24 protein-coding genes and 1 tRNA gene are annotated in these 18942 nt (G+C 63.4%); 14 read left to right on the forward strand and 11 right to left on the reverse strand.

What is annotated here, in order from left to right; all coding sequences use genetic code 11:
* Positions 1-30: 30 nt before the first annotated feature.
* Positions 31-924, reverse strand: coding sequence for an SDR family oxidoreductase (locus DPM33_RS24410; RefSeq protein WP_112099956.1), 894 nt, complete (start codon positions 922-924; stop codon positions 31-33).
* A gap of 136 nt (positions 925-1060) precedes the next feature.
* On the opposite strand from DPM33_RS24410, the gene DPM33_RS24415 reads away from it, so the two are divergent.
* Positions 1061-1468, forward strand: coding sequence for a winged helix-turn-helix transcriptional regulator (locus tag DPM33_RS24415; RefSeq protein WP_112099957.1), 408 nt, complete (start codon positions 1061-1063; stop codon positions 1466-1468).
* Positions 1469-1562: 94 nt separating this feature from the next.
* Entirely contained in the window at positions 1563-2783 is a 1221-nt protein-coding gene (locus DPM33_RS24420; protein WP_112099958.1) for an FAD-dependent oxidoreductase, read from the forward strand.
* Here the strand turns inward: DPM33_RS24420 and DPM33_RS24425 are convergent.
* Together DPM33_RS24425 and DPM33_RS24430 are read right to left on the reverse strand one after the other, a co-directional pair.
* Positions 2737-3456 carry a glutathione S-transferase family protein gene (locus tag DPM33_RS24425; RefSeq protein WP_167449200.1) on the reverse strand — a complete coding sequence of 240 codons (720 nt, stop codon included), beginning with the start codon at positions 3454-3456 and terminating at the stop codon, positions 2737-2739. The genes DPM33_RS24420 and DPM33_RS24425 overlap by 47 nt on opposite strands.
* A 1-nt stretch (position 3457) precedes the next feature.
* Complete coding sequence (locus tag DPM33_RS24430) at positions 3458-3763, reverse strand: Rieske (2Fe-2S) protein (protein WP_112099960.1); 306 nt, start codon at positions 3761-3763, stop codon at positions 3458-3460.
* A gap of 96 nt (positions 3764-3859) precedes the next feature.
* Between DPM33_RS24430 and DPM33_RS24435 the strand changes: the two genes are divergently transcribed.
* The 3 genes from DPM33_RS24435 (at position 3860) to ilvC (ending at position 6146) form a co-directional block, all read left to right on the forward strand.
* Positions 3860-4315 (forward strand): MarR family winged helix-turn-helix transcriptional regulator, encoded by a 456-nt coding sequence (locus DPM33_RS24435; RefSeq protein WP_112099961.1) that lies wholly within the window; start codon positions 3860-3862, stop codon positions 4313-4315.
* Positions 4316-4449: 134 nt separating this feature from the next.
* Positions 4450-5100: a TetR/AcrR family transcriptional regulator gene (locus tag DPM33_RS24440; protein ID WP_245442355.1), complete on the forward strand. Its 651-nt coding sequence runs from the start codon at positions 4450-4452 to the stop codon at positions 5098-5100.
* A 26-nt stretch (positions 5101-5126) separates the two neighbouring features.
* A complete protein-coding gene (gene ilvC / locus DPM33_RS24445; protein ID WP_112099963.1) occupies positions 5127-6146 on the forward strand; it encodes a ketol-acid reductoisomerase in 1020 nt (339 codons plus the stop codon).
* A gap of 86 nt (positions 6147-6232) precedes the next feature.
* Here ilvC and DPM33_RS24450 read toward each other — a convergent pair whose 3' ends face one another.
* Together DPM33_RS24450 and DPM33_RS24455 are read right to left on the reverse strand one after the other, a co-directional pair.
* Positions 6233-6520 (reverse strand): PilZ domain-containing protein, encoded by a 288-nt coding sequence (locus tag DPM33_RS24450; RefSeq protein ID WP_112099964.1) that lies wholly within the window; start codon positions 6518-6520, stop codon positions 6233-6235.
* A 172-nt stretch (positions 6521-6692) separates the two neighbouring features.
* Entirely contained in the window at positions 6693-7277 is a 585-nt protein-coding gene (locus DPM33_RS24455; protein WP_112099965.1) for a BA14K family protein, read from the reverse strand.
* 167 nt (positions 7278-7444) lie between these two features.
* Here DPM33_RS24455 and DPM33_RS24460 point away from each other — a divergent pair, with 167 nt between their 5' ends.
* Positions 7445-8557, forward strand: coding sequence for an endonuclease/exonuclease/phosphatase family protein (locus DPM33_RS24460; protein WP_112099966.1), 1113 nt, complete (start codon positions 7445-7447; stop codon positions 8555-8557).
* A gap of 4 nt (positions 8558-8561) precedes the next feature.
* On the forward strand, positions 8562-9281 hold the full coding sequence (locus DPM33_RS24465) for a hypothetical protein (protein ID WP_112099967.1): 720 nt from the start codon (positions 8562-8564) through the stop codon (positions 9279-9281).
* A gap of 27 nt (positions 9282-9308) precedes the next feature.
* On the opposite strand, the gene DPM33_RS24470 is transcribed toward DPM33_RS24465, so the two are convergent.
* Positions 9309-10382: a 1-aminocyclopropane-1-carboxylate deaminase gene (locus DPM33_RS24470; RefSeq protein ID WP_112099968.1), complete on the reverse strand. Its 1074-nt coding sequence runs from the start codon at positions 10380-10382 to the stop codon at positions 9309-9311.
* Positions 10383-10530: 148 nt separating this feature from the next.
* Between DPM33_RS24470 and DPM33_RS24475 the strand changes: the two genes are divergently transcribed.
* Entirely contained in the window at positions 10531-11007 is a 477-nt protein-coding gene (locus DPM33_RS24475; protein ID WP_112099969.1) for an Lrp/AsnC family transcriptional regulator, read from the forward strand.
* Positions 11008-11040: 33 nt separating this feature from the next.
* Here DPM33_RS24475 and DPM33_RS24480 read toward each other — a convergent pair whose 3' ends face one another.
* The 4 genes from DPM33_RS24480 to DPM33_RS24495 all read right to left on the reverse strand — a co-directional run bounded on the left by DPM33_RS24480 (position 11041) and on the right by DPM33_RS24495 (position 14568).
* On the reverse strand, positions 11041-11283 hold the full coding sequence (locus tag DPM33_RS24480) for a hypothetical protein (protein ID WP_112099970.1): 243 nt from the start codon (positions 11281-11283) through the stop codon (positions 11041-11043).
* A 73-nt stretch (positions 11284-11356) separates the two neighbouring features.
* The gene (locus DPM33_RS24485; protein WP_112099971.1) at positions 11357-12574 is read right to left on the reverse strand and encodes an ABC transporter permease; all 1218 of its coding nucleotides are present in this window, start codon (positions 12572-12574) and stop codon (positions 11357-11359) included.
* Positions 12571-13278, reverse strand: a complete 708-nt coding sequence (locus DPM33_RS24490) for an ABC transporter ATP-binding protein (protein ID WP_112099972.1) — start codon at positions 13276-13278, stop codon at positions 12571-12573. The genes DPM33_RS24485 and DPM33_RS24490 overlap by 4 nt, the downstream gene beginning before the upstream one ends.
* 3 nt (positions 13279-13281) lie before the next feature.
* Positions 13282-14568: an efflux RND transporter periplasmic adaptor subunit gene (locus tag DPM33_RS24495; RefSeq protein WP_112099973.1), complete on the reverse strand. Its 1287-nt coding sequence runs from the start codon at positions 14566-14568 to the stop codon at positions 13282-13284.
* A 132-nt stretch (positions 14569-14700) separates the two neighbouring features.
* Here DPM33_RS24495 and DPM33_RS24500 point away from each other — a divergent pair, with 132 nt between their 5' ends.
* The 6 genes from DPM33_RS24500 (at position 14701) to DPM33_RS24525 (ending at position 18553) form a co-directional block, all read left to right on the forward strand.
* On the forward strand, positions 14701-15603 hold the full coding sequence (locus DPM33_RS24500; RefSeq protein WP_112099974.1) for a PhzF family phenazine biosynthesis protein: 903 nt from the start codon (positions 14701-14703) through the stop codon (positions 15601-15603).
* Positions 15604-15736: 133 nt separating this feature from the next.
* Complete coding sequence (locus DPM33_RS24505) at positions 15737-15967, forward strand: hypothetical protein (RefSeq protein WP_208648448.1); 231 nt, start codon at positions 15737-15739, stop codon at positions 15965-15967.
* A 213-nt stretch (positions 15968-16180) separates the two neighbouring features.
* Positions 16181-16256 (forward strand) — tRNA-Lys (locus DPM33_RS24510).
* A gap of 98 nt (positions 16257-16354) precedes the next feature.
* Positions 16355-16864: a hypothetical protein gene (locus tag DPM33_RS24515; protein WP_112099976.1), complete on the forward strand. Its 510-nt coding sequence runs from the start codon at positions 16355-16357 to the stop codon at positions 16862-16864.
* Positions 16865-16885: 21 nt separating this feature from the next.
* Positions 16886-17644, forward strand: coding sequence for a hypothetical protein (locus DPM33_RS24520; protein WP_112099977.1), 759 nt, complete (start codon positions 16886-16888; stop codon positions 17642-17644).
* A gap of 15 nt (positions 17645-17659) precedes the next feature.
* On the forward strand, positions 17660-18553 hold the full coding sequence (locus DPM33_RS24525; protein ID WP_112099978.1) for a hypothetical protein: 894 nt from the start codon (positions 17660-17662) through the stop codon (positions 18551-18553).
* 103 nt (positions 18554-18656) lie between these two features.
* Here DPM33_RS24525 and DPM33_RS24530 read toward each other — a convergent pair whose 3' ends face one another.
* Complete coding sequence (locus DPM33_RS24530; RefSeq protein ID WP_112099979.1) at positions 18657-18908, reverse strand: hypothetical protein; 252 nt, start codon at positions 18906-18908, stop codon at positions 18657-18659.
* Positions 18909-18942: the final 34 nt, after the last annotated feature.

Genomic DNA, 18942 nt, shown 5'->3' on the forward strand with positions numbered 1-18942 from the left:
CGGGGAACTGATCCCGAGGCGCCGACATATTTAGCCGAGCAGGGCGGCCCTGTTCGCTTCGAGGAACTGCCTCAGCGTCCGCGACTTGCGTCCGGAGAGCATTTCGACCGTGTCGGTCACCTCGCCGATGCGGCCGGCGCGGGTGTTGGCGTCGAAGGAGACGATGATGCGGGCGAAATCCTCCGGGACGCCATTCGCCTTGATGCCTTCGGTCAGGCCTTCGTCCGGGACCTGGACGACCTCGATCGGCTTGCCGGTCACGTCGCTGACCATCGCAGCGACCTCAGTCGTGGTGTAGGCCTGCGGGCCGGTCAGCGTGTAGATGTGGCTCGCCTTCTCGCCTGAGGCGAGGCTGGCGGCGATCGCGGCGGCCATGTCGTCGCGCGCGGCATGGGCGACGCGGCCGTCGCCCGCCGACGTGTACCACTTGCCCGACGAAATGGCGTGCGGCAGCGCCAAGAACAGGTTTTCCTGATACCAGCCGTTGCGAAAGATGGTGTAGGCGATCCCGCTCGCCTTGATCGCCTGCTCGGTGCCGTAATGGTCGCCGGCGAACAGCACCGGCGAGCCGGGTTCGGGATTGGGCATCGAGGTGTAGAGCAGGTGCGAAACGCCGGCGAGCTTGGCCGCGGCCACCGCCGTCTCATGCTGCTTCAGGCGCCGGCCCGTCTTGAGGTCGAGGTCGCCGGTCGAGATGATCAGCACCCGGTCGGCGCCGGCAAAGGCCTTCTCCAGCGAAGCCTTGTCGTTGAAATCGGCGGCCCTGACGGTGACGCCGCGTGCCGCCAGATCGGCGAGGTTCTCGGGATTGCGGGTGGCGGCGATGATGCCCGCCGGTGCCACCTTTTGTGCGCCGAGCAGATGATTGATGACGCCGCGGCCGAGCTGGCCGGAAGCGCCGGTGACAAGGAGGGTTTCGGTCATGGGAGGGTTCCTGAATTGCGCCTTTTGGCGGGTGCTGTTGGCAGTCTCGAAAAGAGACCAGCACTAAATTAGGAATTGACCCCCGGCCGTAAAGAAGGCAGTTTTTCGGGAGGTAGGCACACGCAAGGAACCACCGATGGATGGCAAGATCGTCAATCTGAAATCGAAGCTTGAGATCTACAAGGCCATGACCGCCGGCGCCAATTTCGCCGATTGCCCGGTTCGCGACGTCATCAACGGCATCAACGGCAAATGGAGCCCGCTGCTGGTCATGGCGCTGGCGGAAAAGCCCTATCGCTTCGGCGAGCTGCGGCGGCTGGTTCCCGACATCTCGCAGCGCATGCTGACGCAAACGCTGCATGAACTGCAGCGCGACGGCTATGTGCATCGCGAAGTGTTTCCGACCAAGCCGCCGAGCGTCGAATACAGCCTCACCGATCTTGGACGGTCGATGTTCGTTCCGCTCTGTCACCTCGTCCAATGGGCCGAGCTCAACCATGACGCGGTGCGCGAAGCGCGAGCCGCTTTCGACGCCCGGATGTGAAGGTGGTCTTTTTCCCGGTGACAAGCGTCAAAGCGCCAAGTTGATTTGACGTCGTCGATCGGGAATTGTGCCCGTCAATCGGTCTGGGCGGGCAATGAGCAAAAATCTGGATATCGCGATTGCCGGCGCCGGTCCGGCCGGATTGGCCGCCGCGCTCTATCTCAAGCGGGCAGGGCACAAGGTCACCATCTTCGAGCGTTTCGACGCGCCGAAGCCGGTCGGCTCCGGCCTCATCCTGCAGCCGACCGGGCTGACGGTGCTCGCCGATCTCGGCCTGCTCGACGACATCCTGGCGCTCGGCAGCCGCATCGAGCGGCTGCATGGCACCGACGCCAGGAGCGGGCGCACCGTGCTCAATGTCCGCTATAGCGCGCGGCGCTTCGGCCTCGCGGTGCATCGGGCGGCACTGTTCGGCGTGCTCTATCGCGCCGCCCAGCGAGAGGCGATCGCAATCGAAACCGATGTCGAGATCGAGATGCTGGAGAGCGGCGAACGGGCAACGCTTGTCTGCGCCAATGGAAGACGGCTGGGGCCTTTCGACCTCGTGGTCGACGCCAGCGGGGCGCGCTCGAGGCTGCGGCACTATCTGGGCGACCCTGCCGAGCCGCGCCCGCTCGCCTATGGCGCATTCTGGGCGTCGCTCGGCTGGCGGGACGGCTTTGACAAAAGCGCGCTGCTGCAACGCTACGACAAGGCGAGCGTCATGGTCGGCGTCTTGCCGATCGGCCGGCCGGAGCCAGGCGCTGAAACCATGGCCGCCTTCTTCTGGAGCCTCAAACCGGCCGATGCCGAACAGGTGAAGGCAGAGGGGCTGGAGGCTTGGAAGGCGAGGGTGATCTCGGTTTGGCCGGCATGCGAGGCCTTCACCGGCCAGATCGACAGCTTTGAGCAATTGTCGCTCGCCCGCTACGGCCACCACACGATGACGCTGCCGGCCGGCCGGCGGCTTGCCGTCATCGGCGACGCGGCGCATTCGACCAGCCCGCAGCTTGGGCAAGGAGCGAACATGGCGTTGCTCGACGCGGCGGCGCTCGGCCATGCGCTGGCGCAGGTGAGCGGCGTCGATGAAGCGCTGGGAATTTATGCGCGCGCACGCCGTTGGCATGTGCGCGTCTTCCAGGCGCTGTCGCTTTCGCTGACGCCGTTCTACCAATCGGACTCCGCAGCCTTGCCCTTTGTCCGCGACCGAATGGTGGCCGCGCTTGCCGGAATTCCGCCGGGGCCGCAGTTCCTCGCGGCCATGGTCGCCGGCACGGTGATCGACCCGTTCAGGCGGATCGGGCTTGCGGAGTTTCAGTGGCCTGCAGCCGGATGATCTCTGACAGGTAAGATCCTTTTGCCCGAAGGAAGGCGTGCAGCCGCCGCGGATAGTCCGGGTTCACGGCTTCTTTGACCGACCGCCGCTCGCTCAAAGCGTCGCGCCAGGCCTCGACGAGCGGCTTGCGGTCGAAAATGCCGAAATCGCCGATGCGATCGAACGTGTCGAAATAGCGGAAAATTGGCCCGTAGACGGCATCGACCAGCGAGAAGCGCTCGCCGGTGAACCAAGGGCCGCTTTGCCTGACCGACAATTCCGCCTCCACGCGCGCGAACATTTCCGACAAGCCTCTGCTTTCGTGAAGGAAAGCAGCTTCGTCGGCGGCGGAATAGAAGCGGCCTATGGCACTGAGGATCGCCGAGCCGAATTCGATCCATGCGCGATGCCTGGCCCGCGCCAAAGGATCGACCGGGTGCAACGGGTTGGCCTCGGTCTCCTCGAGAAATTCGAGGATGACGGCGGATTCGAAAATCACTGCTTCCGCATTGCCATGCCGGACGCGAAGCAACGGCACCTTGCCGAGCGGCGAGATGGCCTTGAACCAGTCAGGCTTGCTGGACAGGTCGACATTGATCCGCTCGAACGTCACGCCCTTCTCGGCGAGCGAGATCGCGGCGCGCTGGACGTAAGGGCACAGATGATGGCTGACGAGGGCTAGCCTTGCGGTCATTTCACTCTCCCCAGACATAATTGAGCGCGCCATCTTCGATGTGGGTCGATAGGAACATCAGGCGTGAGCCTTTCGGCGCCGGTCCTTCTAGACGCTCACCACTCTCCAGGCTGAACTTCGCGCCGTGCCACTGGCAGACGAAGGCTCCGTCCTTGCAGTCCAGCGGTCCGCCGAAATGCAGGCAGGCATTGGCGGCGGCGCGGATGCGCTCGCCGCAGCGCCAAACATGGACTTCGCGGCCGAAGAAGGGTGCGATCAGGCTGCCGGTTTGCGGAATGTCGACGATCTTGCAGATTTCATGTTTCATGGGTCTTCTCCATATCGATGCATTTGCATCTATATGGATGCGTTTGCATCGATCGTCAAGCTTGATGCAATTGCATCTATCTTATAGACTTCTCCAATGGCCAAGAGATCCCCATCACCCGAAGCCGTCACCGCCTGGGCGCGCCTCATGCGTGTCTCGCGCCAACTGGTCGAAAAGACCGAGGATGCCCTGAAGGCCGGCGGGCTGCCGCCGCTCGCCTGGTACGACGTGCTGCATGAGCTTGCGGAGGCGGGCGAGGGGGGACTGCGGCCATTCGAGCTGATCGATCGCGTTCTCCTGGCTCAGTATGGCGTCTCGAGGCTGCTGGCTCGGCTCGAAGCGGAGGGCCTGGTGGAAAAACTGCCGGTCTCGGATGACGGCAGGGGCCAGACCGTGCGCATCACGCCGAGCGGCCGGGACATGCGCCGCCGCATCTGGACCGTCTATGGCGCTTCGATCGCCGAGCTGATGGGCGACAGGCTGTCAGCCGATGAGCTCAAGACCCTGGCAACGCTGCTCGCACGATTGCGGCATCCGCCAATCGGGAATTAGCGGCGAAGGGCCGGGGGCCAGGCTGCAGGTTCGAATTTTCGACATCTCCCCTTGCGCAAGAAACCGGAATGCGCCATAAGCCGAACCGTAACGTACGGTACGCACTTGAAGCGTATCCGGAATTGGGGACAGTCGTGTTGCTGCCGGCCGAGATCGACACAAGCGAGACGCTGACGGAGCGCCAGCAGGCGGTTCTGGATGCGGCGCTTCGCCTGCTGGTCGAAGAAGGCGACAACCTGACCATGACCGCAGTGGCGCGGCGGGCCAGTTGCTCCAAGGAAACGCTCTACAAATGGTTTGGCGACCGCGACGGGCTGCTGACGGCGACGGTGCAGTGGCAGGCGTCGAAGGTGCGTGTCGCGGCGGTCGACCGCGAGAAACTGGATCTCGTCTCGCTCATCGCTAGCCTCGAGCGCTTTGCCTCCGACTGGCTCAAGGTCATCTCCAGCGATACCTCGATCGCGCTCAACCGCGTCGCGGTCGGCCACGCCGGTTCCGGCAAGGATGACCTTGGCGCGGTCGTGCTGCAGAATGGCCGCTTCGCGCTTGCCAGGCGCTTGAAGCCGGTGCTTGAAGCAGGGCACCAAGCCGGGCTGCTCGATTTCGACGACGCCGAGACGGCGTTCCGTACCTTTTTCGGCTTGGTCGGCCGCGACGTGCAGATACGTCTGCTGCTTGGCGACCGGGTGGAATTGACTGAGGCGGCGATCGGCGGCGATGCCCGCCGCGCGACGCAACAGTTTCTCGCTCTCTTCGGAGCAAACAACCGGCCGAAAGGCCTCTGATCTTCAAAACGGGAAGGAAGACGAAAATGCGTGTCTATTACGATCGTGACGCCGATCTCAATCTGATCAAGGGCAAGAAGGTCGCCATCATCGGCTACGGCAGCCAGGGCCGCGCGCACGCGCTCAACCTCAAGGATTCCGGCGCCAAGGAGATCGCCATCGGCCTCAAGCCTGGTTCCGCCACCGCCAAGAAGGTCGAGGCCGACGGGCTCAAGGTGATGACCGTGGCCGACGCCGCCAAATGGGCCGACCTGATGATGATGGCGACGCCCGACGAGTTGCAGGCCGACATCTACAGATCAGAGATCGCGCCGAACATCCGCGACGGCGCCGCGATCGCCTTCGCGCACGGCCTCAACGTGCATTTCGGTCTGATCGAGCCGAAGGCTTCGGTCGACGTCGTGATGATCGCGCCGAAAGGCCCGGGCCACACGGTGCGCGGCGAATACCAGAAGGGCGGCGGTGTGCCATGTCTGGTCGCCGTCAACCAGGACGCTTCGGGCAATGCGCTCGACCTCGCGCTCTCCTACGCCTGCGGCGTCGGCGGCGGCCGTTCCGGCATCATCGAGACCAATTTCCGCGAGGAATGCGAGACCGACCTGTTCGGCGAGCAGGTGGTGCTGTGCGGCGGCCTGGTCGAACTGATCCGAGCCGGTTTCGAGACGCTGGTGGAAGCCGGCTACGCGCCGGAAATGGCCTATTTCGAGTGCCTGCACGAGGTGAAGCTGATCGTCGACCTGATCTATGAAGGCGGCATCGCCAACATGAACTACTCGATCTCGAACACCGCCGAATGGGGCGAGTATGTCTCGGGTCCGCGCATCATCACCGCCGACACCAAGGCCGAGATGAAGCGCATCCTGAAGGACATCCAGACCGGCAAGTTCACCTCGGAATGGATGCAGGAATACCGCGCCGGCCTGTCGCGCTTCAAGGGCATCCGCCGCATGAACGACAGCCACCAGATCGAGGAAGTCGGCGCCAAGCTGCGCGCGATGATGCCGTGGATCGCCAAGAACAAGCTGGTCGACAAGGCCAAGAACTAAGCGAAGTTTTCGCGTGTAATATCAAAGCCGGCGGATCGATCCCGCCGGCTTTTTCTTTGCGAGATTGACGGCAGCACCGCCGTCGCTCAGCCGTAATGCCAATGCGGCTTGGGCTCGGTGCCGGTGAACTCGACGCCGATGCGATCCTCGCGGCGCCAACGTACCACGGCCCTGTAGCCGATACCGTCGACCGGCACATAGAGCAGGAATTCGTCCGGCACGCGCGCGTCGATCGGCACTTTCAACTCAGCGCCCTTAGAATGCATGTTGCGCACCGTGCATGTCACCTCGGAATTGTTGACGCCGGTCAGGATCGCCGCGCCCTTCAGCACGCGTTGCCGGTGTTGCTGCATCCTGTGTTCGTTTTCGGCCATGGCGGGCACGTCCTCGCGACCCGTTCACGCGAATCGTCATGCTGGGAATATCAGCATAACGAACAGCCGCGGATAAATTTAGGATTGTCGCCAATCGCGGCCAAGGGTTGCGACAAAATAGAAACGGCGCCGCGAAGGCGCCGTTCCTCGTCTTGTTGGCAGGCAAGGCAGCTCAGCTATAGGGCGACCAGCATTGCTTGCGCGGACCGTAGTTGGGCTGGAACGTATTGTCCCAGGCGCGATACGACCGGTACCGGTCGTAGCACCACCGGACATGCGCGCTGGACAGCCGCTCGGTCCGGTAGATGCGCCGCGGCTGAACGTAGCGCGGATAGGGGTCGTAATAGTAGGGATCATAATAGTTGCCGTAGGCCATGCTGCCCAGGCCCAGGCCGAGGCCCAGCCCCAGGATCGCGGCGTCGCTGTCATGGAAGTGCCGGCGGTGATGATGCCGCCAGCGCCAGTCGCCGCCGCCGTTCCATCCGCCGCCGTCCCAGTTGCGGGAGAACTGCCGCCGGTTGCCGTCGCGCCATCTGAAGTCGCCGCCGCGGTTACGCCAATGCCATTCCTCGAAGCTGCCATTGTTGTTGCCGCCGGCCCAGCTGTCACGCACCGGAATGATCGTCGGCGCGGCGGTGTTCGTTGCGACGCCGAGATCGGGTTGCAGGATCGGGCCGGCGACCGACGGCGCGGTCACGCCGGCAACGAGCCCAAGGGCCAAAAGCCCGGATTTGAAGGAAGAAAAGAGCGGTTTCATCTCACTCTCCAAGGGGTAAAGGCCCCACGCCCAGCACACCCCGGGGAAAGGCCTATTGTTGGAACTTTCCGTCTGAACGGAGGATGAACGGAAAGGTTCCGTCAACCATGACGAGCATCGAGCCTGGCTCTTGTCTTCGCCCTCGCTTGCGGGCAAAGGTCACGGCCATGTCGCTGCGGCTCGCCACCTTCAATGTCGAGAACCTGATGAACAGGTTCGATTTCTCGGGCTATCGCAACCAGCTCAATGAGGACCGCACGCTGGCGCTGTTCGACATCCAGAGCGAGGCTGAATACCGGATCCTCGAACAGGCCCGCACGATCGCCCAATCCGACGACACCCGGCAGTTGACGGCACTCGCCATCGCGGCAACACGCGCGGACATCATCTGCATGCAGGAGGTCGACAACATCGAAGCGCTGAAGGCCTTCGAATATGGCTATCTGTTCAAGATGGTCGGGCAGGGCTATCGCCAGAAATACACCACCGCCGGCAATGATACGCGCGGCATCGATGTCGCCGTGATGATGCGCAACGAGACCGCGCAAGGGCAGCCGATCGAGTTCGTGCGAATGACCAGCCATGCCTATGTCACCTTCGAGCAACTCGACCTGTTCACCCCGGAGCTCGCCGCGCTGGGGTATCTCGCCACCGAACGTATTTTTCGCCGTGACTGCCTGGAGATCGACGTGAGGGTCGGCGGCGCCCCGCTGACGCTTTATCTCGTGCATTTCAAATCGATGGGTCCGCCGCGCAACGGGCTGGACGGCCGCGAGGCGACGATGCCGCTGCGCATGGCCGAGGCGCAGGCGGTGCGCCGCATCATCCAAGAGCGGTTCGGCAAGGAGCATGCGGCCGACAAGCGCTGGGCGATCTGCGGCGACATGAACGACTACCGGCAGCGCGTCAGGATCGACGGCGACGGAATCGACGGCTACCGTTTCGAGGTGGTCGACGAGGCCCTGTCCTCGGTCAACGTTCTGACCGCCGGCGGCTTTTGCGAGAATGTCGTCGAGCGGCGGCCGGAGATGGACCGCTGGAGTTTTTATCACACACGCGGTCCCGAGGAGCGGCATCTGTGCCAGCTCGACTATATTCTCCTGTCGAAGGCGCTGGCGGCGAACAACGCCACCGCCGTCCCCGACATCATCCGCAACGGTCAGCCCTGGCGCACCATCTTTCCGCCCGGGCAGGAGGTCGAACGTTTCCCGCGCGCCGGGTGGGACAGGCCAAAGGCCTCCGATCACTGTCCGGTGGCGGTCACCCTGGATATGGCGTGATCCCTTGAGTTTCGATCTGCCCCGCAACGTCATCCTGCCGGTCGACGCGATCGACGTCCGCCTGGACCCCGGTCCGCACCCCTTCGCTGTCAGCAATGCGGAGGCGATCGCCGACAATTGGCGGCAGGAGATTGCGGCCAATCCGGCGCTGTTCGACGGCACCGTGGTGCTGCTTTCGGCGCTTGCTTACCGGGACAGCCGCCTCGTCGGCCGCTGTCATGCGGTCAACTATTCGACCTTCATGCTGTGGCGTAAGCGCCGCGAGAATTCCGGCGCCGAGCACGCCTATGCGCACGCCATGCTGGTCACGGGAGACAATGCGCTGGTGGCGATCCGCATGGGGTCTCATACGGTCAATGCCGGCCGCGTCTATTTCGCCGCCGGCTCGTTCGAACCGGTCGACTTTCGCGACGGTGTGGTCGATGCCGATTTCAACATGATCCGCGAGGTCGGTGAGGAGACCGGGCTCGACCTGTCGAAGGCGGAACGTGGACAGCGCTATCATGCGCTGTCGACGGCGAGCGGCACGGTGATCTTCCGACGCTACCGGGTAGCCGAACCGGCCGACGAACTGGCGCGGCGCATCGGCGCCTTCGTCGCCGCCGAGGCGGATCCGGAGATCGAGGGGCCCGTCATCATCCGGCATGCCGCTGATCTACCCGACGGCTTGATGGCGCACATGAAGCCGCTGATCGAGTGGCATTTCGCAGGCGCCGTTTCCTGACCTCACAGCGGCATCGATGCCTCCGGCCTATGGAAAGAGCGGCGGCAGCGCATCATCGTGCGGCACGCTTTTGCGGGCGCCGCCATCATCCTTGTAATAATAGCTGTAGCCGTTGATGGCCGGCGCGCCGCCGAGATGCGCGTAGAGAATTCTCGAGCCTTCGGGAAAGAAGCCTTTCCTGGTCAGATCGATCAGCCCCTGCATCGATTTTCCCTCGTAGACCGGATCGGTGATCATGGCCTCGGTGCGGGCCGCCAGCCGGATCGCGTCATTCGTCTCTTCGGACGGAACGCCGTAGGCTGGATAGGCATAGTCGGGATTGATGACGATCTCATCGTCCCGTACGGCGCGGCCCAGCCCGACGAGGGCGGCGGTGTCGTCGACGATGCGGCGGACCTGGGCGCGGGTCTGGTCCAGCGTGCCGGAGGCGTCGATGCCGATCACCCGGTCGGCGCGGTTTTGCGCGGCGAATCCGACGATCATGCCGGCCTGGGTCGAGCCGGTCACGACGCAGACGATGATGTAGTCGAAGGCAAAGCCGAGTTCGCTCTCCTGCCTGGCGACCTCCTCGGCGAAGCCGACATAGCCGAGACCGCCGAACTTGTGCACCGAGGCGCCGGCGGGAATAGGATAGGGCCTGCCGCCTGCCTCCTTCACCGACTGGATCGCGTCCTGCCAGCTTTTGCGGATGCCGATGTCGAAGCCGTCGTCGACAAGCCGGCTGTCGGCGCCCATCAGGCGCGTCAGCAGGATGTTGCCGACCCGGTCATAGACCGCATCATAGTGCGGCACCCATTTTTCCTGGATGACCACGCACTTCATGCCGATCTTGGCCGCCGTCGCGGCAACCATGCGGGTGTGGTTCGACTGCACGCCACCGATCGACACCAGCGTGTCGGCGCCGGACGCAATCGCATCGGGCACGATATATTCGAGCTTGCGCAATTTGTTGCCGCCCATGGCCAGTCCGGAATTGCAATCGTCACGCTTTGCGTAGACCTGCACCTTTCCGCCCAGCGCCGCGCCGAGGCGCGGCAGATGCTCGATCGGCGTCGGGCCGAAGGTCAGCGGATACCGTTCAAACTTGTCGAGAAGTGACATCCACCTGCCTCCGCCGTGTTCGTTTTTCGATGCGCAGAGAATAGACGAATTGCGGCGAAAGGTGCTCTCGAAGGGGCCTCGGCCTTTTTTGCATCCTTGCAAAGAATTGCGATATATTTAGTTCAATCATCCATTGAGATAGACAAAAATGGAAGAATCTTCCGAACAGACTTTCGACCGCATCGACATCAAGATCCTGCGGGCGCTTCAGGCCGAGGGGCGGCTGACCAATGCCGAGCTGGCGGCCCGCGTGAATGTCAGCGCCGCCACCTGCCATCGGCGCACGCAACGCCTGTTCGAGGAGGGCTACATCACCGGGGTCAGGGCGGAGATCGCGCCTGCCGCGGTCGGGCTCGGCGCGCTGGTCATGGTCGGCGTCGTGCTCGACCGCTCGACACCTGAAAGCTTCGCCGCTTTCGAGGAGGCCGCCCTCAAGCTCAAGGAGGTGCTGGATTGCAATCTCGTGGCCGGCGACTTCGACTATCTGTTGAAGATACGCGTGCGCGACATGGCGGATTTCAACAAGCTGCACGGTCAGAAGCTGATCGCGCTGCCCGGTGTGCGGCAAACCCGGACTTTCTTCGTCATGAAGGAGGTCAAGGAGAACGCGCGGCTGCCGTTCTGACGAGCAGTAGCCAGCTCTGTTCCTTCGCGACGATCAGGGCCGCCCCTTTTGCGGCAATGCCTTGCGGTCGTTACGCGCCGCGACGAAGAACAGGATGAAGCAGAGGCCGAGAACTCCGCCCATCGCCATTCCCATGGTCTGGCCGACCACCTCCCGGAAATTGGCGGCGACGCGGTCGGGATTGGCCAGGCCGTAACGGGCCAGATACCACCAGACGCCGGCCAGCATTGCTTCGATGATCACCCCGGTCAGGATGACCCGCGCTTTCTTACTCATTCGCCCCTCCTTCGAAGTATCCAAAGAGGCCGCTGTATCATCGCCGGGTTTGCGGCAACAGAGCGGAAGCGGCCTACTCGTGCCGTAGCGCGTCGATTGGATCGAGGCGGGCACCGCGCAATGCCGGGAAGAAGCCGAACACCATGCCGATCAGCGCCGAGAAGCCAACGGCGAGCAGGACCACGGCGGGGCTTGGCGCAAAGGGTATCGTCAGCGCCATCGAGGCGAGTCCGGCCAGCGAAAGCCCGATCACGATGCCGATGATGCCGCCAAGCAGCGACAGCACCGTCGCTTCGACCAGGAACTGGATGAGGATATGCTTTTCATGCGCGCCGATCGCCAGCCTGATGCCGATCTCGCGCGTGCGCTCGGTGACCGAGACCAGCATGATGTTCATGATGCCGATGCCGCCGACCAGCAGGCTGACGCCGGCGACGGCGCCGAGCATGCCGGTCATGGTGGTGGTGGCGCTCGTCATCGCATCGGCGATCTGGGTCATGTCACGAATGGCGAAATCCGGATCGCGGTCCGGCGTGACGCGGCGCGTGTCGCGCAAAATGTCCTCGACGCGCGGCTGCAACTCGCTGGTCGGCGTCCGCTCGTCGGCGGCGATGTAAATGTTGTCGATGTCGCGGTTGCCGGCGATACGCCGCTGATAGGCGTGCAAGGGCATCAGCACGACATTGTCCTGGTCCTGGCCGAAGCCGGTGTAACCCTTCGGCTCGAGCAGGCCGATGATCTTGCAGGAGGTGCGGTTGACGCGGATGATCTCGCCCTCCGGATCGCCGGCGCCGAAGAATTGCTGGCGCACCGTTTCGCCGATCAGGCAGACGCCGGTGCCGGCGCGCGTTTCGGAATCGCTGAACGGCCGCCCGGACACCAGTTTCCAGTCGCGGGCGTCGAGATAGGCGCTGTCGGTGCCGGTCACGCCCGTGGTCAGGCTTTCGGTGCCGAAGATGACGCGGACCTGCTTTTGCGCAGCAGGCGAAATCGCGCGCGCGCCGCTCAGATGCGCAACGAGCGCGGCGATATCCTTTTCGGCCAGCGGCCGCACCGTCTGATCGGGGCCTCCCGGTCCGCCGGGCCCCGCGGGGCGGCCGGCCCGAACGACGAGCAGGTTGCTGCCGAGCTTCGAAATGTCGGCCTTGACCTTTTCCGTCGTGCCCGAGCCGATGGTGAGCATGGCGATGACGGCGGCGACGCCGATGACGATGCCAAGCAGCGTCAGGAACGAGCGCAATATGTTGCGGCGGATCGAGCGCAGCGAGAGGCGGACGGTTTCCCAGATCATGCCGCCGCCTCCGCTTTCAACGTATCGGAGGCGACATGGCCGTCGAGGAAGCGGATGGTGCGGCCGGCATAATCCGCGACGTCGGCCTCATGCGTGACCATGACGATGGAGAGCCCGAGCCCGGTGTTGAGCCTGGCCAGCAGCTCCATGATCTCATGCGTGCGCGCCGTATCGAGATTGCCGGTCGGCTCGTCGGCGACGAGCAGGGTCGGCCGGGTGACTATGGCGCGGGCGATCGCCACGCGCTGCTGTTGGCCGCCCGAGAGCTCGGCCGGCGTGTGATGTTCGCGCCCGACAAGTCCGACCTCGGCCAGCGCCTGCATGGCGAGATCGCGGCGCTCGCGGGCGGCAACGCCGCGATAGATCAGCGGCAGCTCGACATTTTCCGCGGCGGTCGTGCGCGGCAGAAGATTGTAGCCCTGGAAGACGAAGCCGACATAGAGGTTGCGCAGCAAGGCGCGACGGTTGCGGTCGAGGCGGCCCGCATCGACGCCCATGAAAGAGTAGGTACCGGCGGTCGGCGTGTCGAGGCAGCCGATGATGTTCATCGCCGTCGATTTGCCGGAGCCGGAAGGGCCCATGATGGCGACGAACTCGCCGCGCCGGATGGCGAGATCGACGCCGGCCAGCGCATGTACGCGGGCCTCGCCCTCGCCATAGCTCTTCCAAACCTGGTCGAAGGTGATGAGCAGGGGAGCCGACACCGGTCAGCTCCGCTGCTGCGCGCCGGTGATGACTTGCGCGCCCTCGTCGAGGCCTGACGTGATTTCGGTCAGCTCGCCGTCGGTCGAACCGATCTTGACGTTGACCGGATGCGGCCTTCCGTTCTCCAGCACGTAAAGCGTGCGCGAGCCGTCGATCGGCGCCTTCGTCGCCTCGCGCTGCCGGTTGGGGCGGCCCATGCGGCCGGTGAAGAGGTCGCCCAGGTTCCAACCGCGCGCGGCCTGTTGCATCGGGCGATAGCGGAAGGCTGTCGAGGGAACGGTGAGCACGCCCTTGGCCTGCCGGGTCACGACCGAGACCGTGGCCGTCATACCGGGCCGCAAGAGAAGCTCGCCATTGTCGACCTCGAGCCGGGCCTTGTAGGTGACGACGCCGTCGGTGGTGACCGAGGCATAGGAGATGTCGCGGATCTCGGCGTCGAACGGCCTGTCCGGAAAAGCGTCGACGGTGAAGCGGGCGTGCTGGCCGGGTTTCACCGCGCCGATGTCGGCTTCGTCGACCGCAGCCTGCAATTCCATGTTGCGAAGGTCGGCGGCGATGACGAAGAGCACCGGCGCCTGCAGCGAGGAAGCGACCGTTTGGCCGGGATCGACCGAGCGCGTCAGCACGATGCCGTCGATCGGCGCATAGATGGTGCTTTTGGCTAGGTCCGTCTGCTGTGCCTTAAGGTCGGCCTGGGCGATGGCGAGATTGGCTTCGGCACTGTCGAGCGCCGCCTTGGAACGGTCGCGCGTCGCGGTCGCTGCCTCGAGCGACTGGTCCGTCGCCATGCCGCGCTTGGTCAGCGCGCTCGCGCGCACCACGGCGTTCTCATTTTCCCGCAACGTTACCTCGGCATCCTCGACGGCCGCCGCCGCCGCCTTGGCGGAGGCGGTCGCGCGCTCGATCTGGACCTCCAGCTTCGCGGTATCGAGCGTCGCCAGAACGTCGCCCTTCTTGACCTGCTGGTTCTCGCTGGCCGTGACGGAACGGACGATGCCGGACAACTCGCTGGAAATGTCGACCTGCGTCAGCGGCTGCAGCGTGCCGGTGGCCGATACCTCGACGGTGAGGTCGGCGGTCGCCGCCGGAACGGTGGTATACTCGATCCTTGGCGGCGCGGCAGCGTACCATTGATAGGCGGCAATGCCGGCCACGACGATCGCTGCCGCCAGCAGCGCGTAGAGCCACAAGCGGCGACGCTTGCGGCTCACGCCCTTACGGTCGAGCCCAAGTGCTGCCTCGATGGAAGTATCGGATTCCGCCTTTGGCGGATTGACAAGCTGGTCCACCCCGGACCCCTATGCTGAAAATCGATGTCCCTATCCGTTCACAGATCAGGCTTCAAAGTTCGAATTTCAAATTAAATTTCCCTCATGTTGGGATTGAGGCAGAAATTCGGGGCGAGGCGAAAGGTTTTCTCGATGGCGCGCAATTACTTGCTTTACGATGTGTTTACCACCGAGCGGCTGGCCGGAAATCCGCTAGCGGTGGTGCTCGACTGCGAGGGGCTCGACACTGCCGGCATGCAGGCGATCGCGCGCGAATTCAATCTGTCCGAGACGGTGTTCGTGCTGCCCCCCGAGAATCCAAAGCACCGCAACCGTATCCGCATCTTCACGCCCGATTATGAAATGCCTTTCGCGGGGCATCCGACGGTCGGTTCGGCGATCGCGCTGGCCGAACTCGCCGGCGAGGCGACCGGCATCTTCGTGCTGGAGGAGAATATCGGACCGGTCCGCTGCGCGGTGAGCAGGCATGACGGCTCGACCTTCGCCGAGTTCGATCTGGCCAAGCTGCCGGAGCGGCTGGAGCTCAAGGCCGATCCCGAAGCGATCGGCGCCGCGCTCGGCCTTGCCCCGCACGAGATCGGCTTCGAGAATCACCGCGTCGCCTTCTGGTCGGCCGGCGTGCCCTACGTCACCATCCCGGTTGCGGACCTCGAGGCGGCAGCCAAGATCAGGCTCGACAATCAGGCGTGGTCGGAATTGGCACCCCGCAAGAGCGAATGGGCGTTCGCCAGCCCCTATGTCTATTGCCGCCAGACGGTGCATCACGACAGCGCCTTCCATGTGCGCATGATCGTGCCGGGCACTCCGTCCTACGAAGATCCCGCGACCGGTTCGGCCGCCGCGGCCTTTGCCGGCACCATCATGCATTTCGATGCCCCGACCGACGGGATATCGCAGCTCTGGATCGAGCAGGGACTGGAAATGGGCCGGCCGTCGCGCATCCGACTCGAACTCAATGTCGAGGCCGGAAAACTGGCCTCCGCGCGCATTGGCGGCTACGCCGTCAGGGTGGCCGAAGGCAGACTGTTTATCTGAACCCTGGCGCCGGTCCTGCGGAAACGGGGCCGGCGGGCTCGGGTGAGGGGAGAATCACATGGGGTGGGCGACAGGATATATCGGGCGCCTGCAGGCAGGAGAGACGGTCCAGTTTCGCCCGCGCGGCAATTCGATGACAGGCAAGGTCGAGAGCGGGCAACTCTGCACGGTCAAGCCAATGGAAGATGCGAGCCTGCTTGGCGTTGGCGACATCGTTCTGTGCCGCGTCGGCGGCGCTCAATATCTGCATCTGGTGAAGGCCATGAGGAACGGTCAGTTCCAGATCGGCAACAACCGAGGCGGCATCAACGGATGGATAAGCGCGAAGGCTATCTTCGGCATTTTGATCGAAGTGGCTGACTGAAATCGAGCCACACGCCCAGTTTCGTGTATCTGGGCGCCAAGCTCAGGCCGCGCTCTCGCTCTCAAAAACACTATCATCCGGCCTACGGCTCCGGTTTTGGAGGAGAGCTAGAAATCAAAGGCAGGCGATTTGTCGGGAAATGATCCAGCAGGGCTAGACATCACCGAAAGCGGCGGCTATATGCGCCGCCGACGCTGGTTTTTCCGGCGGTGTGGGTGTGTAGCTCAGTTGGTAGAGCAGCTGACTCTTAATCAGCGGGTCCACAGTTCGATCCTGTGCACACCCACCAAAAACTCTTTGAAATCATATACTTGCTAGGGGTGAGTGCCGACTCGTGTCCGCTTGATTTCGTGTCCGTAGGGTGTCCGTAAAATCGAGGAGGGGCGATTGAACTTCAATTGGGTCGGCAATACGGACTGGGTGAACGTCGCGGGCGTCATTGCCACGACCGTCGCCCTAGGGCTTTCGGTTCATTTCTGGAGGCGGCAGTTTCGCCCGATCGTCACTGCCATGGTCAAGACGCACGCGGGCGGCAACACCGGGATCGCCTACAATCTCGTAGTGCTCAATTCAGGGTCGATCCCGGCGCGCCACGTTTGGTTCGAGGTGGCAAGCCCGCACGCGCTCAACGCCGCTATTGCGCGCCGAGACCACCCAGCGAAGCGGGATTGGCTGGCCTGCTTTGACAGAAAAGACCTGATCCCCGTTCTGCACAACGGTGCGCAGGTCTCCTGCTCGTTTGGCACGACCGAGCGTGGCGACGGAGGGTTCTGGAAAAACGAGGCCGAATTTCCTATCCGCGTCCACTACAAAGGATGGTTCGGAACTACCTATATTGACGAGATGAAGCTGCGAATTGTCGATAGCGACACCTTCACCGGCTTCATGTGGGAGTGAACCCGAAAAGCCGCTCGCAAGATGGAGGGAGCCATACAGGACGAAGGCGAAGACGAAGAGGGCCGCCTACCGCCCTACCCCGAGAAGGATGGGCGCTCGGGTCCCTACCACGTCGCGCGAACGGCGATCGATGCCGGTGCGGCCATTACTCTCATCCCTGGCGCGGGCTACGCGATAGGGCAGATCGTTGAAAGGTTCGTGGCCGAGCCGCTGCAGAAACGGCGGGATAAGTGGTTCACCAAGGTAGGCGAAGGCCTTCGCGATCTCCAGGCACGCCTGCAGGACTTCGACCCTTCGAAGCTGGACGAAAACGACGATTTCATTTCCGCAGTAGCAGAGGCCACTGCGGCGGCCACGCGGACTGCCAAACAGGAAAAGATCGAGGCGCTGCGCAACGGCGTCCTCAACATCGCAAAAGGACTGCAGCTCGACGACGTTCTCCGTGGCATATTCTTCGGATACATCGAGCGCTTTTCGCCAGCGCATATTCAGGTGCTGAAATTGTTGGCCGCCCCCTCGTCGTCGCCGGAGATGAGGCAGAAGGCGAGCCAGATGATGGCTGGCGCGCAAATGTCGGTTCTTGAAGCGGCGCTCCCCGCCAGCGTGATCTCGCCCGGAGCCTTGGACCGCGTACTGTCAGACCTGCACCGTGAGGGCTTGGCCGATACCAACAGCATGATGGCCATGGGGACTTCGGGCGTCTTCCTCGCGAAGAGGAGCACAGGGATCGGCGACTCGTTCCTGCAGTTCATTGCGGACCCGCTGCCAGGCCAAGGGTAACGGGGTGTCTGCGCAATGACCTTTGCGCTTGCAATGATCACCGATCGCTTGGCGTTCGTCGCTGCCGACCGCCTCTACAGCGGTGTCGGCAGCTTGAAGGGTTTCGCGGGCACGAAGATTGCGAGGCTGGAGACCGCCGACGGTCAAGGGCTCATCACCTACGCCGGCGCTGGCGCCCGAGCTGATAGAAAGCCCTTCGAGGTTAGCGAGTGGATCGAAGGCGTACTGCGTGGCTTCAATCGCACGCTCAACCAGTCGCTACACGAAATTGCCGCCGCTGCCGAGGAGCAAGGTTTAGACAAGCATGCGCCCGGCCACACATTTGCGTATGCGGGCTTCGTCAACGGTAAAGCTCATGTGGCGGTCGTAACCTCGCGGGACCAACTGCGGATGCGGGGGAAGGGAGGGCGCCCAGTCAACTCGACAGGGCCGAACAGATTTCGTGTCGTCGATTTCGAGCTTGAACCCCGCATTCATAATTTTGGCGTCGCGCTCGGCTCAGGCGCCGAGCATATGCCGCCCTCTGCGGAGTTGGAGATGATCGGGCGTCAGGCTCGCCGAGCGAACACAAAGGAAGCGGCGGCCGACCGTCTGTCTGCGCAGTTCGTGAGGCTAAACAGAGGGATCAGCAAGAAGGAACCGGCGACCGTTGGCCCGGAGGCGGTTTGTGCCTGGACATTTGCCCAAGGAGGCGGTGCGCACTTCGCGTACGATGCCGATGGTCGTCGTACCAACAACACCGGCGTCTTGCCGTCTGTCGCTCGAGGGATGCCCATGACCCAGTTCGTCGACAGCCTTATGGCGCTTATGGAAACAAAGGGCGCGCCAACAGATGCTGGTTGGGCGAGCCAAGAAGAACTGGACCAGCTCGCTCGATCGATTGACAACCGTCCGCGACGCAAATTTTGAGGGGGCTATTCCAACGCTTCCCGCCAACTCGTGGTTTCTCGGCCTGGCTGCAAAAGCGGCCACGCCCAGGCGTAGCACCTGTCGCTTCCGGGCAGTGGCGAAATTAGGCCCCCTGGGGTTGTCGCCTAAGAACCGTCCCGGTATCAAAGATTGTAAAAGTATCTCCGTCATCCACGGTATTCAGCGGCGTTCCATCAGAGAGGCGAGCGTGTTTCAATCCGGGATATCTTGGTAGCATTCCGCCGGGAGCATTCATGGACCGCCGCTCGTGGAACTCCTGATAGATGGTGATTCTGTACTGGTCCCCATCGTCATCGACGGCAATAAGTTGCTCAATGATCTCAATCTCAGGCATGGGCTAAATCCTCCATGTCGGTAACTCATAGCAT

Origin of the sequence: Mesorhizobium hawassense (assembly GCF_003289945.1) — a bacterium.
GTDB lineage: Bacteria > Pseudomonadota > Alphaproteobacteria > Rhizobiales > Rhizobiaceae > Mesorhizobium > Mesorhizobium hawassense.